Annotated in this window: 16 protein-coding genes (1 of these 16 running past the window's edge); 13 read left to right on the top strand and 3 right to left on the bottom strand. The window is 45.2% G+C overall.

The genetic code is table 11. The features are described 5' to 3' along the window. Window positions 1-290: 290 nt before the first annotated feature. From ATG71_RS20595 to nikC, 5 genes are all read left to right on the top strand, one after another. A complete protein-coding gene (locus ATG71_RS20595) occupies window positions 291-1307 on the top strand; it encodes an ABC transporter ATP-binding protein (protein WP_098441256.1) in 1017 nt (338 codons plus the stop codon). After that, window positions 1282-2247 carry an ABC transporter ATP-binding protein gene (locus ATG71_RS20590; protein WP_098441255.1) on the top strand — a complete coding sequence of 322 codons (966 nt, stop codon included), beginning with the start codon at window positions 1282-1284 and terminating at the stop codon, window positions 2245-2247. Before ATG71_RS20595 ends, ATG71_RS20590 begins: the two co-directional genes overlap by 26 nt. 74 nt (window positions 2248-2321) lie before the next feature. Then, a complete protein-coding gene (locus tag ATG71_RS20585) occupies window positions 2322-3911 on the top strand; it encodes an ABC transporter substrate-binding protein (protein ID WP_098441922.1) in 1590 nt (529 codons plus the stop codon). Between the two features lie 139 nt (window positions 3912-4050). Continuing rightward, window positions 4051-5055: an ABC transporter permease gene (locus tag ATG71_RS20580; protein WP_034762595.1), complete on the top strand. Its 1005-nt coding sequence runs from the start codon at window positions 4051-4053 to the stop codon at window positions 5053-5055. A 27-nt stretch (window positions 5056-5082) separates the two neighbouring features. Next, on the top strand, window positions 5083-5979 hold the full coding sequence (gene nikC, locus ATG71_RS20575) for a nickel transporter permease (RefSeq protein ID WP_098441254.1): 897 nt from the start codon (window positions 5083-5085) through the stop codon (window positions 5977-5979). A 43-nt stretch (window positions 5980-6022) separates the two neighbouring features. Here the strand turns inward: nikC and ATG71_RS20570 are convergent, their stop codons facing one another. Both ATG71_RS20570 and ATG71_RS20565 read right to left on the bottom strand, forming a co-directional pair. Continuing rightward, complete coding sequence (locus tag ATG71_RS20570; protein ID WP_098441253.1) at window positions 6023-7105, bottom strand: FUSC family protein; 1083 nt, start codon at window positions 7103-7105, stop codon at window positions 6023-6025. A 229-nt stretch (window positions 7106-7334) separates the two neighbouring features. Continuing rightward, a complete protein-coding gene (locus tag ATG71_RS20565; RefSeq protein WP_098441252.1) occupies window positions 7335-8621 on the bottom strand; it encodes a glutamate-1-semialdehyde 2,1-aminomutase in 1287 nt (428 codons plus the stop codon). A gap of 193 nt (window positions 8622-8814) precedes the next feature. On the opposite strand from ATG71_RS20565, the gene ATG71_RS20560 reads away from it, so the two are divergent. The 8 genes from ATG71_RS20560 (at window position 8815) to perR (ending at window position 14720) form a co-directional block, all read left to right on the top strand. Beyond that, a complete protein-coding gene (locus ATG71_RS20560) occupies window positions 8815-9825 on the top strand; it encodes an ABC transporter ATP-binding protein (protein ID WP_098441251.1) in 1011 nt (336 codons plus the stop codon). Between the two features lie 48 nt (window positions 9826-9873). Then, window positions 9874-10665, top strand: coding sequence for an ABC transporter permease (locus tag ATG71_RS20555; protein WP_098441250.1), 792 nt, complete (start codon window positions 9874-9876; stop codon window positions 10663-10665). A 3-nt stretch (window positions 10666-10668) separates the two neighbouring features. Further along, window positions 10669-11454 (top strand): ABC transporter permease, encoded by a 786-nt coding sequence (locus ATG71_RS20550; protein WP_098441249.1) that lies wholly within the window; start codon window positions 10669-10671, stop codon window positions 11452-11454. Window positions 11455-11515: 61 nt separating this feature from the next. Further along, complete coding sequence (locus tag ATG71_RS20545; protein ID WP_098441248.1) at window positions 11516-11920, top strand: ion channel; 405 nt, start codon at window positions 11516-11518, stop codon at window positions 11918-11920. Between the two features lie 73 nt (window positions 11921-11993). After that, on the top strand, window positions 11994-12458 hold the full coding sequence (gene bcp, locus ATG71_RS20540) for a thioredoxin-dependent thiol peroxidase (RefSeq protein ID WP_034762614.1): 465 nt from the start codon (window positions 11994-11996) through the stop codon (window positions 12456-12458). Window positions 12459-12686: 228 nt separating this feature from the next. Beyond that, window positions 12687-13637, top strand: a complete 951-nt coding sequence (locus ATG71_RS20535; protein ID WP_098441247.1) for a D-2-hydroxyacid dehydrogenase — start codon at window positions 12687-12689, stop codon at window positions 13635-13637. Window position 13638: 1 nt separating this feature from the next. Beyond that, window positions 13639-14187: a cob(I)yrinic acid a,c-diamide adenosyltransferase gene (locus ATG71_RS20530; RefSeq protein ID WP_098441246.1), complete on the top strand. Its 549-nt coding sequence runs from the start codon at window positions 13639-13641 to the stop codon at window positions 14185-14187. 92 nt (window positions 14188-14279) lie between these two features. Next, on the top strand, window positions 14280-14720 hold the full coding sequence (gene perR / locus ATG71_RS20525; protein WP_483295318.1) for a peroxide-responsive transcriptional repressor PerR: 441 nt from the start codon (window positions 14280-14282) through the stop codon (window positions 14718-14720). An 88-nt stretch (window positions 14721-14808) separates the two neighbouring features. On the opposite strand, the gene ATG71_RS20520 is transcribed toward perR, so the two are convergent. After that, window positions 14809-15012, bottom strand: the 3' portion of a protein-coding gene (locus ATG71_RS20520; protein WP_034762624.1) for a YgzB family protein. It continues 147 nt past the right edge of the window; 204 of the gene's 351 nt are visible here — the last part of the coding sequence; the start codon falls outside the window, past its right edge; its stop codon occupies window positions 14809-14811.

Below are 15012 nucleotides of genomic sequence, written 5' to 3'. Positions count from 1 at the left end.
ATATCACGATTTCTGTGATAAATGTCATGACTTTTTTTGTTTTCCCAAAATACATATCAAACTTATTTCAGGTGCGACGTGAAAAAAGTAGGACTAAATAACTTTATATGGAAGGAATGAAAGGGTTAATTGGTCATATATTGAAATGAAATGGGAATATCGACTTCTTGCAGAAAAATTCTGAAAATGGATTGCAACATTTGTAACATCTTGTATAATAAGAGACATATAAAATTTAGAAAATAAACACAATTAAGAAAAGAGAGATAGTTTCGAAGAGGAGGATTTGAATGAGCGAACAGCGTCCTTTACTGAAAGTGGAAGATTTGAGGACCTCCTTTTTTACGGATGATGGAGAAGTTCCTGCAGTCGATGGAGTTAGTTTTCATGTGAACGAAGGGGAGGTGCTCGGGATTGTCGGGGAAAGTGGATGCGGGAAAAGTGTTACCTCCTTATCCATCATGGGTCTCGTACCGAAGCCGCCAGGGAAAATCGTCGGCGGAAAAATCCTTTATAAAGATGAAGACCTGACACAGGCTTCCGAAAAGCGGATGAGAGATATCCGGGGCAATGACATAGCGATGATTTTCCAGGAACCGATGACATCGTTGAACCCCGTCTTTACCATAGGAGATCAATTAATCGAAGCAATACGCATACATACAAAAGTAGGAAAGAAACAGGCAAGGGAAAAGGCCGTCGACATCATGAAAATGGTCGGCTTGCCGAGATCTGAAGAATTGATCAAGGAATACCCTCACCAATTATCCGGAGGGATGAGACAAAGGGTCATGATCGCCATGGCGATGGTGTGCGATCCCCGCGTCCTGATAGCAGACGAACCTACAACGGCATTGGACGTGACGATCCAGGCCCAAATTTTAAAATTAATGAAGAAGTTAAATAAGGAACTGAACACAGCCGTACTCTTGATCACACATGATCTTGGGGTTGTGGCAGAAACATGTGAACGGGTCGTTGTCATGTACTCAGGCAAGGTGGTGGAAGAGGGAACTGTTGAAGAAATCTTCAAGAACCCTCAGCATCCTTACACGAAAGGCCTGATACAATCTGTACCCGACATGCGCATCAAGCAGCAACGACTGCATTCGATCCAGGGAAATGTTCCAAAGCCGGGATCGATCAAGACAGGCTGCCGATTTGCAGCCCGCTGTGATGCAGCATACGATCGCTGTTTAGTGGAAACACCGGAATTATATGAAACATCACAAGGACATTGCACACGATGCTTCCTGTTCGATGAAGCGGAGGAGGGAGTTTATGACGGAACCGTTGCTAAAGGTTGAGAATCTTAAGAAACATTTTCCAATCACAGGGGGGATCCTTGGACGACCCGTCAGTTCTGTTAAAGCAGTGGACGGGGTCTCTTTTACGGTCAATAAAGGAGAAACCCTTGGAATCGTAGGGGAAAGTGGATGTGGAAAGTCGACGACGGGCAGAATGCTCATGAGACTCATCGACCCATCCGAAGGCAAAGTGACATTTGAAGATCGTGAGCTTACAAGTCTATCAAACTCGGACATGAGGAAGATTCGCAGGGAAATGCAAATGGTCTTTCAGGATCCCTTTGCATCCTTGAATCCCAGACATACGGTAGAGAAGATCCTCGAAGAACCCCTCAAGGTTCATGGAATGGGTTCGGCCAAGGAAAGAAAAGAAAGGGTTCATGAACTCCTCAACATCGTCGGCTTAAGCAGCTATCATGCTAAACGTTATCCGCATCAATTCAGTGGAGGACAAAGGCAGAGGATCGGGATTGCCAGGGCGCTCATGACGAAGCCGAAACTCATCATAGCCGATGAGCCTGTGTCTGCCCTAGACGTATCCATTCAGTCACAGGTATTGAATCTAATGCAGGATCTACAAAAAGAATTCGGACTCACCTATATATTTATCGCACATGATCTCGGGGTGGTCAGACATATAAGCGACCGTGTGGGCGTGATGTATCTCGGGAAAATGGTGGAACTGAGCGAGAGTGAGAATCTCTATGAAAAGCCTCTTCATCCATACACCCAGGCGCTCCTGTCGGCGGTACCCGTACCGGATCCGGATTTCAAAAGGGAAACCATTCTCTTACAGGGAGACATCCCGAGTCCGTCCAACCCGCCGAGCGGCTGCACATTCCATACCAGGTGCCCGCATGCAACGGACATCTGCAAACAGAAAGTGCCGGAATTCAAGGAACACCAACCAGGGCATTATGTAGCTTGTCATCTTTACTAGAAGACAAGTCTCATAAGTATATAAACATTATTCAGGAGGGGATTTAGTTGAGGAAAAAAAGCTGGTCAATTTTAATGCTGCTCATCCTGCTCGTATCATCCGCGCTTTACGGATGTGGAGGAGATGAAAAATCTTCAGGTGACGGCGGCAACAGTGGAGATAAGGGAGATCCCAAAGTATTGATCTTCGGTCGCGGGGGAGACTCTGTCGCTCTTGATCCGGGAACAGTAACGGACGGGGAATCATTTAAAGTAACGAAGAACATCTTCGAAACTCTTGTGAAATTCGGAGAGCAGGATACAGAAGTAAACCCTGGATTAGCTGAAAAGTGGGAAGTATCCGATGATGGGTTGAACTACAAATTCATGCTTCGTGAGGGAGTGAAATTCCAGGACGGCACAGATTTCAATGCAGAAGCCGTTGTGAAGAACTTCGAACGCTGGATGAACGGGAATGCTGATCAATTCCCTTACTACGGTTCTATGTTTGGCGGTTTTAAAGGTGATGAAGGTCATGTGATCAAAGAAGTGAAAGCGGCTGACGACATGACGGTCGAATTCGTATTAAAGCGTCCTCAAGCACCATTCTTGAAAAACATTGCCATGAGCCCATTTGCGATCGTAAGCCCGAAAGCAATTGATGAACTGGGTGACAAGCTTGCTGAAGCGCCGACAGATGCGGGGACTGGTCCTTTCAAATTTGTTGAGTGGAAGCGTAATGACAAAATCGTCATCGAGAAAAATGAAGACTACTGGAATAAAGATCTACCAAAATTAGATCAAGTGGTATTCAAATCGATCCCTGAAAACTCAGCCCGTCTGAATGCGCTGGTTTCAGGTGAAATCGATCTTGCTGATGGTGTAAACCCAAGTGACGCAAGCAAAGTCGAAGGTGATGACAACCTGCAATTATTCGAACGTCCATCCATGAACGTTGGATACTTAGGTTTAACATCTACGCGTAAACCTTTTGATGATCCTAAAGTACGTCAGGCGATCAACTATGCCATCAACAAGCAGGAGATCATTGATGCATTCTTCGAAGGAAAAGCGGAAATGGCCAAAAACCCGATGCCTCCGGTAATCGGCGGATACAATGATGATATCGAGCCTTATGAGTACAACCCTGAAAAAGCGAAAGAACTTCTTGCTGAAGCGGGTCTGAAAGACGGATTTGATATGGAACTATGGGCAATGCCTGTACCACGTCCATACATGCCGGACGGCCAAAAAGTTGCAGAAGCAATTCAAGCGGATCTTGCTGAAGTAGGAGTAAAGGCCAAAATCGTATCTTACGAGTGGGCGACTTACCTTGAAAAAGCGAAAAATGGAGAAGCGGATGCATTCTTACTCGGCTGGACCGGTGATAATGGAGACGCTGATAACTTCCTATATGTTTTACTTGACCAAGACAATATCGGCAGCAACAACTACTCTTACTACAAAAACGATGAGGTACACAAAATCCTGATCGATGCCCAAACAGAAGTAGATCCTGGAAAACGTGAAGAGCTGTACAAGAAAGCCCAGGAAATCATCCATGAGGATGCTCCGTGGGTACCACTTGCTCACTCTACACCACTGCTTGCAGGAAGCGCAGCACTTAAAAACTTCAAGCCGCATCCAACCGGTTCCGACTGGTTAGGCGCAGTAGACATGGAGTAATAAGCAACAAACCAAAGGGGAGACATCGCAGATTTCTCCCCTTTGTACATAGAAAAGCGGAGCCGACTGTTCAGCCCCGACAAGCAATCTTATTATTTTTACTAGTTAATCAGAATCTCCACTCAGAGAGGTGAACAAAATGTTCCAATACACCATTCGTCGACTACTGCAGCTCATTCCGGTATTACTCGGGATGACTCTTATCGTTTTTTCGATCATCCGTGCCATTCCGGGAGATCCCGCTCAGGTGATACTGGGGCAGCAGGCAACGAAAGAAGCCGTTGCAGCATTAAGGGATCAGCTCGGTCTCGATAATGCCTGGTATATCCAATACATTGATTATTTAAAAGGGCTGTTGACCGGGGATTTAGGGAGTTCCCTCCGAACAAAGACGGAAGTGTCAACCGAAATCTGGCCTTATCTGGCCGCTACAGCTGAGCTTGCCATCGTAGCCATCATCATTGCGATTGTCATAGGTGTGAATGCAGGGATCATCAGTGCATGGTTCCAGAACTCCTGGTTCGACTATACGGCCATGATCCTGGCTCTTATCGGTGTTTCCATGCCGATTTTCTGGTTAGGGCTGATGGAGCAATGGACATTCGGCATTCAGCTTGACATCCTGCCTACAACGGGAAGGGAGAATATACGGAATCCCGTTGATTCCATAACCAATTTCTATATTCTCGATACGATCATGCAGGGGCGTTTCGATCAGCTCGGTGACGTATTGAAACACATCATCCTGCCGGGGATTGCCTTAGCGACCATCCCGATGGCCATCATTGCCCGGATGACACGCTCAAGTATGTTGGAAGTTATGCGTTCGGATTATATTCGTACAGCTCGTGCCAAAGGATTGAAAATGTTCTGGGTCGTGTACAAGCATTCTTTGAAAAATGCCATCATCCCGGTCCTGACGGTCATTGGTTTACAGATGGGTCTTCTCCTCGGCGGTGCGATCTTGACCGAGACCATCTTCGGCTGGCCTGGAATCGGACGTTATATATACGAAGCGATCGGTTACCGTGATTACCCAGTCGTACAATCCGGAATCCTGGTCGTCGCCACAATCTTTGTCACGATTAACTTAATTGTCGACTTACTGTATGCGGCTGTCGATCCGCGTATTAAATACAACTAACATCAATGAAGAAAGAGGTGAACTCTCATGGCAGAATTAGCAGAACCGCAAAAGGAGCTTCATCCTTCCCTGGAAGAAGAAACGGTTTCTCCCTGGAAGGAAGCCTGGAAAAGCTTCACTAAGAATAAAATTGCTTTAGTCGGATTTTGTATCGTCCTGTTCTTTGTCATCCTGGCGATTGCAGCACCACTCATTGCACCGCAGGGGATCAATGAACAGGATTTATCCAAAAGGCTGCAGGCACCGTCTTCAGAGCATTGGCTGGGTACGGATGATTTTGGCCGTGATATTTTATCACGTATCATCCATGGTGCGCGTATCTCGTTATGGGTCGGTTTCTTCGCCGTCATCGGTTCTTCCGTGATCGGAAGTTTACTGGGGATCGTAGCGGGTTATTATGGAAGATGGGTCGATACGATCATTTCCCGTATTTTTGACATCATGCTTGCATTCCCGAGCATCCTGCTTGCAATCGCTGTTGTGGCAGCACTTGGGCCGTCACTCCGAAATGCTCTGATCGCCATCGCCATCATCAATATACCGAATTTCGGCCGCCTCATCCGTTCACGGGTACTGAGTGTAAAGCAGGAAGAGTATGTCATGGCTGCAAAAGCAATCGGGATGAGCGACGTTCGGATTCTTTTCAGTCATGTACTGCCGAATAGTATGGCTCCGATCATCGTGCAGGGAACACTTGCCATTGCGACTGCCATCATTGAAGCGGCAGCACTTGGCTTCCTTGGTCTCGGAGCTCAGGCACCTGAACCTGAATGGGGTAAAATGCTGTCCGATGCAAGACAGTATATGCTGCAGGCACCTTGGACGATGATCTTCCCTGGACTCGCCATCATGCTGACTGTATTAGGCTTTAACCTGATGGGGGACGGACTCAGGGATGCACTGGATCCGAAAATGAAAAACTAAAAAAACGGAGCAAAGGACATCATCCTTTGCTCCGTTTTTCCATTTATTCTTCTTCTTCCCGGATCACTACTTCGTTATCCTCTTTATGATATGACTGAAAGCTTGTAATCAATTTTTCCAAATGCTCAAGATGTTCATCATATTCAAAAATGGCAGAGAAAATATGAAGCAGATGGAAATTATGGATATTGTCATCCTTTGTATGATGATTGACCTCTTCAAGCATAATCCTCATCAATTCTTTCCGGTGCAGGCATACATCCTGCTGGGCTTCCGATTCTGCATGGGGATGCATCTTGCCAAGGAATTTCAATAGTAGCTGTTCATGATAAGTCAGTAAACAATCGAGTTGATTTTTAATGACGACCCGCAATTCGTCGGGCAATTGATAGATTTCGTTTTCATAGCGATTCAGGCGCTTCAATATTTCAAAACTTCGATTGGTAGAGGAAATCATTTGTCTGAAGATCACGAGCTTCCGGCTTTTGACAATCGAATTTTTCTTGAAATAATCCCGTTCCTCTTTATACAGAAGATACAGTTGGTCGACCTTTATCAATTTTTCTTTAATGCGTTCCAGATCCTTTTTCAAAAGGTGGAACTCTGTTGCATGCCTCATACTTAATCTGATCCACTTCAGGATTTCCTCTGTTGAATCTGATACTTTATGATAAAGCTTGGTTTCATATTTTGGCGGCAGGAAGACCAGATTCACAAGGAATGATGAAAAGACCCCGATCATAATGGTGGAGAAACGGATGAATGCAAACTGGATGAAGTCCTGATCCGTCACTTCCATGATCGCAATCATCGTCACCAGTGCAAGACCGATCGTGTTCTGCAGCTTAAATTTTAGAATGATAGCAATGGCGATAACAGCAGCAAGACCGACAATCAATGGATTGCTTCCGAATAATAGTACGAATATGACGGCAATCCCGGCACCGATCAGGTTTCCCTGGATTTGTTCGATAATGGATAGATAAGAGCGATAAATGGTGGGCTGGACGGCGAAGACCGCCGCAATTCCCGCGAACACCGGAGAAGGTATGCCGAGCAGCTGGGATACAAGTAAAGCTAATACAATCGCAATTCCCGTTTTAAGGATGCGAGCACCAAGTTTCATGGAATTAGAATCCTTTCTTGTGTAACGTATTAATAAACAATACTGTACTATACATGTACTTACAAGTAATATCAATAGGCAAATTCGAATAAGTTTTTACAAATTATGTACCTTTTTATGATGGGGATCAAACTCTCCAAAATTCATAGATATGCAAAAAGGTAAAGGATTAGTATCCTTTATCAAAAAAAGACTGCACGCTTATGGCATGCAGTCTTTTTGATCGTGTTTAAAGCTGTGCAAAGGCACGGTCTACAGCTTCGAGTGTTTCCTTGATATCCTCTTCTGTATGGGCCGTTGTCAGGAACCATGCTTCATATTTAGATGGAGCAAGATTGATGCCCTGGTTGAGCATAAGTTTGAAGAACTTCGCGAACATCTCTCCATCTGTTGCTTCCGCCTGCTCATAGTTCTCCACTTTTTCCGTTGTAAAGTAGAGAGTGAGGGCGCCCTTCAGCCTGTTGATGGAAATTGGGGTGTTATGCTTTTCTGCTGCAGCTAAAATCCCTTTTTCAAGCATTTCTCCGAGTTGATCTAATTTCTCGTACACACCGTCTTCTTTTAATACTTCAAGACAGGCAATTCCTGAAAGGATAGAGGCGGGATTACCGGCCATCGTTCCAGCCTGGTAAGCAGGACCAAGTGGTGCCACCTGTTCCATGATTTCTTTCTTCCCGCCGTAAGCTCCGATCGGCAGCCCTCCGCCGATGATTTTTCCAAGAGCAGTCAGATCCGGTTTTACCTTCAGCATGTCCTGGGCACCCCCGAATGTAAAACGGAATGCTGTGATGACTTCATCATAAATGACAAGGGAATGGGACGCATGAGCGATGTCATTCACCTGCTCGAGGAAGCCTTCCTTCGGTTCCACGATCCCGAAGTTTCCGACAATCGGTTCCACAAGGACAGCGGCGATTTGATCTCCCCATTTTTCCATCGCTTCTTTAAATGGCTCGATGTCATTGAATGGAACGGTGATGACTTCCTGGGCGATGCTTTTCGGAACCCCTGCAGAATCCGGTGTTCCGAGCGTAGACGGACCGGAACCGGCTGCAACCAGTACAAGATCCGAATGCCCGTGATAACAGCCCGCAAACTTGATGACTTTGTCTTTACCTGTATAGGCTCTTGCCACACGGATCGTCGTCATCACGGCTTCGGTACCTGAATTGACGAAGCGGACTTTGTCCATGTATGGCATGGCTTCCTTTATCATTTTCGCAAATTTCACTTCGTGGCGTGTAGGAGTTCCATAAAGGACACCGTTTTCCGCGGCTCTAGTGATCGCTTCGGTGATATGGGGGTGTGCATGTCCCGTGATGATGGGACCGTACGCCGCCAGGTAATCGATATATTTGTTCCCGTCAACGTCCCAGAAGTATGCGCCTTTTCCTCTTTCCATGGCAACAGGTGAGCCGCCGCCAACTGCTTTATAGGAGCGGGATGGGCTGTTCACGCCTCCGACTATATGCTCCAATGCTTCTGTATGTAAAGTTTCTGATTCAGTGAATTTCATATTTTCCTCCCGGTAAAAGTGTATTTGTCTATGAACTACCTTTCTATTGTAGTACGGTCTTTTCCACTTTAGCAAATAGGGAATCAATGGGTGCACTCAAGCAGACTGTTCAAAAAGGGTCTGCTCATTGTGGTACACTATTCTTTGTTTCTAAAAGACAAACCTATTTTAAAGGAATATAGGAGGACGCAAGATGAACGCAATCGAAGTGAATCATTTGCGTAAAGAATTCAAGGCTTTTTCCAGCCGTTCAGGGCTGAAGGGTGCCTTCAGGGATTTATTTACGCGTAATTATAAAGTCGTTCCGGCGGTGAACGATATTTCATTTAATGTGAAGCAGGGTGAGATGGTCGGTTATATTGGTGAAAATGGGGCCGGGAAGTCGACCACCATTAAAATGCTGACGGGGATCCTGACTCCGACGGGGGGAGAAATAACAGTTAATGGGATGAACCCCCATCGGGACCGGGAAAAGTTCGTACAGACGATCGGTGTCGTATTCGGGCAGCGTTCACAGCTCTGGTGGGACATTGCCGTGCAGGAGTCCTTTCAGCTGCTGAAAAAGGTGTATAAAGTGCCGGATCAACAATACAAGGAGCATATGGATCATGTGATTGAAACCCTGGATATTGCGCCTCTCCTGGACAAGCCTGTTCGTAAATTATCCCTGGGACAGCGGATGCGCTGTGAACTCGCCGCTGCACTTGTTCATAATCCACCATTGCTCTTCCTGGATGAACCGACAATCGGATTGGACGTCCTGGTGAAATTGAAAATCCGTCAGTTTTTAAAGGAAATCAATGAGAAATATAACACAACCATTTTACTTACGACCCATGATTTATCCGATATCGAAGCGCTGTGTGAACGGGTCGTGATGCTCGATGAAGGGAAGATCATTTACGATGGTAAACTGAGTCGGCTGAAAGAAAACTGGGGAGATCAGAAAGAAGTCGTCTTTCAATTCCTGGATGAAATCTCTCTGTCTGCTTTATCGGATCTTACTAAAAACCAGAGCATCTCTTGGAGTTTTGATGAGAAAAAGCAATCCTATGCAGCCATAACGGAAGCTAACGAAGAAGTCATCTCACTGCTCATTACAGATGTCGTGGCTAACTTCAAAGTGAAAGATATGAAGATAGAAGAAACGACTACTGAGGAGATCATCCGAAACATCTATGAAAAAGGGGCTGTGACAAGTTGAGTGGTGGAAAACAAGCTGTGAGTCTGCTCATGTGCGGGGTGAAGGATCATGGCTAAGTATATCGAAATGATTCGCATCCGATTTCTGATGATGCTTGCCTACCGCACGAATTATTATAGTGGAATCCTGATTTACAGTATCAATATCGGTGCGTACTATTTCCTGTGGCAGGCCATTTATGGTGGAAAGCAGGATATTGAAGGATTATCAATCATTCAGATGACGACCTATGTGGCCGTATCGTGGATGGCCAGGGCATTTTATTTTAATAATATTGATCGTGAAATTGCGCAGGAAATCAAAGAGGGGAAAGTGGCCGTTGAATTCATCAGGCCTTATAACTATCTTGGCATGAAGACGATGCAGGGACTGGGTGAAGGAGTCTTCCGTTTGGTGTTTTTCTCCATCCCAGGGATGATCATCGTAAGTCTGATTTTCCCGCTTCAAATCGGGACGGGTTTTGACACAATCGGTTTATTCGCCATTTCAATCCTTTTCAGCTTCATCATCAATACCCAAATCAATTTGCTGACAGGGATCACCACCTTTTTCTTATTTAATAACGACGGACTCATCAGGGCCAAACGGGTCGTCATCGATTTATTCTCGGGACTTCTTCTTCCGATTCACTTTTTCCCCCTGTGGGCCCAAAACGTGATGGAGTATCTGCCTTTTCAAAGCATCAGTTATGTCCCTAGCATGATTTTCACCAATGGCTTTTCCACGTCGGAAGCCTTCAACGCGATCATGTTGCAGGGCCTTTGGTCGCTGCTTCTCCTTATACCGATTAAAGTACTTTGGGTCATGGCAAAAAAACAAATGATCATTCAAGGAGGGTGACCGGTGTTTTATGTGAAGATGTTCTTTCAATATGTAGCCCAATACATGAAGATCAGGCTGCAGTACAGGGCCGATCTGATTGTCGAGATATTATCCGATTTACTGTTTCAAGCTGTCAATCTTGTATTCATCCTTGTTGTTTTCGGTCACACGCAGCTGTTGAGCGGATGGACAAGGGATGAAATAATATTCATCTATGGATTTTTTCTTGTTCCGTTCGCCCTGTTCAGTTCCTTCTTCAATATCTGGGACTTTAACGACCGGTATGTAGTGAAGGGTGAGTTCGACAGGATCCTGACGAGACCCATCCACAGTTTATTTCAAGTGATATTGGAGCGGATGGAGCTTGAGTCCCTTTTTGGCGTCATCACGGGAATGGCCGTCATGTACTACGCAGGTGGGAGGCTTGATATCACCTTCGAATGGTATGAACCGGTTCTATTCGTCGTATTTGTCTTGGGAGGGGCCCTCGTCTATGCAGGGATCTTCATTGCCCTCGCAAGCATTGGCTTCTGGTCGGATGCGAAAACGTCCATCATGCCGATGATGTACAATATCGGAAACTATGGAAGATACCCGGTCGATATTTACAATAGCGTGATTCGTTTTGTGCTGACCTGGATCCTTCCTTTTGCGTTCGTTGGTGTATATCCATCTGCCTTTTTTCTTGAAAAGACTGAATGGTATCCGTATTCGTTCCTCACTCCATTTGTCGGGATAGGATTTTTCATTTTCTCCATCGTCCTTTGGAATGAAGGGGTGAAACGGTACAGGGGTGCAGGTAACTAGAATGATTCCACGATGACAAGCGTACATATACTAAGACAAGCAGAAAAAAGAGGGTATGTACATGCTGTATATCATTGGATTTTTCATTCTATTTTGCATGGTCATGAGCCTGCGGGCATTATTTTATCCTTCACGATGGAAAGAACACCATGTTTCCCTTCATCATTTTCTCTTTTTGGGAATGTGTTACATCACGATTATGATAGGGTTCGGGTTGTTATTCATGCTCCTTGAGATCGAGGGCATCCAAATTCTAGTCGAGGCGGGGAAACCACTTTCCGGAGACTTCCTCGATCATTTTTTTACTACTATGTATTTCAGCGGCATTACCCTCTTCTCAGTGGGATATGGAGATGTAACCCCTGTTGGGATCGGGAGAGGGATCGCCCTTATCGAGTCCTGGCTCGGCTATACGATACCGGCAGCCTTTGTCGTGAAGTCCTTTTTACACTATGAGAATAAGTAGCGTATGGTTTGAGTTTTTCCCTCCTATTGGGTACGCTAAAGTCAGAACGATAACCATTAGGAGGGGAAGATATATGACAGTTGGTCAAAAAGCACCTGAATTTGAATTACTGGCAAGCAATGGAGAAAAGGTGAAGCTATCTGATTATCAAGGGAAAAATGTGGTCCTTTATTTTTATCCGAAGGACATGACGCCAGGGTGTACAACAGAAGCGTGTGATTTCAGGGATCAGCATGAAAACTTTGAAGATCTTGATGCCGTCATCCTTGGGGTAAGCCCGGACCCCGTCGATAAACATGAGAAATTCGTGGACAAGCATGGACTCCCGTTCCTCCTGCTTGTAGATGAAGATCATAAAGTGGCAGAGGAATACGGCGTGTGGAAGCTGAAGAAAAACTTCGGGAAAGAATACATGGGAATCGAGCGTTCCACCTTCATCATTGATAAAGAAGGGAACCTCTCCAAGGAATGGCGGAAGGTGAAAGTGAAGGGGCATGTCGAAGAGGCTCTGCAATATATTCAAGAGAACCTTTCCTAAGCCTATTTTCAAGCCTATTTTAACGGGGTTGAGGCTTTTGTCCATTCACAAAAGCTGTAAGGACATATAGTAAGAGTAGGGCAACCTCCTCAAATAAGTCAGTCTCATCCGTGTAGCAGGATCGACCAGGTCGATCCTCTTTTTTTATGCACCTGGGGATACTCGAAACTAGGGAGAATCCTCTCCTATATGGTAAAATAATGGGCAATAGGGATGGGAGGCAACTACATGAAAATCATCTTTACATTTAAACCGAAAGAAGAATTTGTTTCAGATTTAACGAATAGCTTCCCCGGGGTTGAATTCCTTTTTTATAAAAAAATCAACCAGGCGGAAAGTGAGCTTCCCGATGCGGAAGTCATCGTCACGATGGGGGAAGATTTAACGAGTGATCATATTGAGAAAAGCAAGAAATGCAAATGGATCATGGTCACTTCGGCGGGACTCGAAAAAATGCCGTTTGAAGCGATCAAAAGAAGGGGGATCCTCGTCACCAATGCAAGGGGAATCCACAAGATCCCCATGGCGGAGTTCACGATCGGCTTGATGCTTCAGCATGCGAAACAGCTTCAGTCAGTATGGCAGCAGGAGAAAGATTCCGTGTGGAGCAGAAGGTTACCAACGACTGAACTTCATGAAGTGTCTCTCCTTATTCTTGGAGCCGGGGCCATTGGCGGGGAAATCGCCCGACTGGCAAAGGCGTTCCATATGAATGTAAGTGGAGTGAATTCTACCGGCTCACCCGGGGAGCATTTTGACAGCATGTTCACCTTGGAGACATTCAGGGATCAGCTCCCGAAAGTCGATTACATTGTTTCGGTGCTGCCAAGTACGAGTCAAACCAAAGGGATACTGGACCTTGATCATTTTGAACAGATGAAGGATTCTGCTGTATTCATCAATATTGGCCGCGGTGACGTTGTTGAAGAATCCGTCCTTCTTGAAGTAATGGAAAAGAAGTTGATTCAACATATGTATCTGGATGTATTTGAGCAAGAGCCGTTAGCTGATCGTCATCCTTTTTGGAAAACGGAAGGCATCACGGTGACACCCCACCTTTCAAGCATTACAAAAAAGTACATGCCAAGGGCACTTGAAATCTTTAAAAAGAATTTATCTACATATAGTAATAAGAGGGATAACTTTATTAACGTGATTGATGCAGAGAGGGGTTATTAATATGAAAATTTATACGAAATCTGGAGACAAAGGGAAGACTTCCCTGGTATATGGAACCCGCGTATCGAAAAAGGACCAACGTGTGGAGGCCTACGGAACCTGCGATGAAGCGAACTCCATGATTGGTCTTAGTCTGAGTTATATCAAGGCTGAATACTTTGATGGTAAAGAAGAATTCGAAGAGTTTCTTCACAAGGTGCAAACGATCCTTTTCCATGTCGGGGCAGAACTTGCTACTCCTGCTGGAAAAGAAGTGAAATGGAAGCTTGATGAAACACATATCAAAGAATTGGAAGATCAAATCGACAGGATGGACGGTTCTCTCACACCTCTGCGAAACTTCATTCTTCCCGGTGGTCAGCCGGCCGGTGCCGCCCTCCATACTGCAAGAACGATTGTCAGGAGAGCTGAGAGAGAAGCTGTAGGAATTGATGAAGACATCAATCCATTAGTCCTTTCGTATTTGAACCGGCTATCCGATTACCTATTCGTAGCAGGCAGATACATCAACCAGCAGCTTGGGGAGCAGGAGAAAAACCTCCACGAGTAACAGGGCGAAAGATTGACAAAAGGGACCGTTGATTAGTACACTATTTATAAAGATTATAAAATAATAATTCTTATGAAAAGAGGTGCATGACGATGTCTGAAGAAGGACAATTGAAAGAAGCAATCTCGACATTGAAGGAAACGGGAGTCCGTATCACTCCTCAACGTCATGCGATATTAGAGTATCTCATTGATTCAATGGCCCATCCAACTGCCGATGACATATATAAAGCGCTCGAAGGGAAATTCCCTAACATGAGTGTGGCGACCGTTTATAATAATTTACGTGTATTCCGTGAAGTAGGTTTAGTGAAAGAGCTGACATACGGGGATTCCTCCAGTCGTTTTGACTTTGTGACGACCGATCATTATCATGTCATTTGCGATGGCTGCGGTAAAATCGTAGACTTTCATTATCCTGGCCTTGATGAAGTGGAACAACTGGCTTCCCATGTCACGGGGTTCAAGGTGAACAATCATCGCATGGAAATCTACGGCACATGCTCTGACTGTTCAGTTAAGGAAACACATTAGAGAAGAATGGTTCTAATTTAGAACCATTCTTCTTTTATTTAACGCATCAAAAAAAGACCTTCCGTTGAAGGTCTTTTCTCATTCAGCTTTATCTTTTCCTTTTATTATAATCCTCATCGAATTCTTCACCTTCAAGGTTCGGATCAAGTGTCAGGGGCTCGTTACAATACATGCACATATCTACACGCCCGAGGACCTTGGTGACCTTACCGCAATTGGGGCATGTCACCTGAACGGCCTTCGTGGACAGCATCCCGATCCAGAAGTAGACAACCGTACTTCCGATGATTCC

Source organism: Bacillus sp. es.034 (genome assembly GCF_002563655.1).
GTDB lineage: Bacteria > Bacillota > Bacilli > Bacillales > Bacillaceae_B > Rossellomorea.
This window is presented reverse-complemented; position numbering and strand designations above follow the sequence as displayed.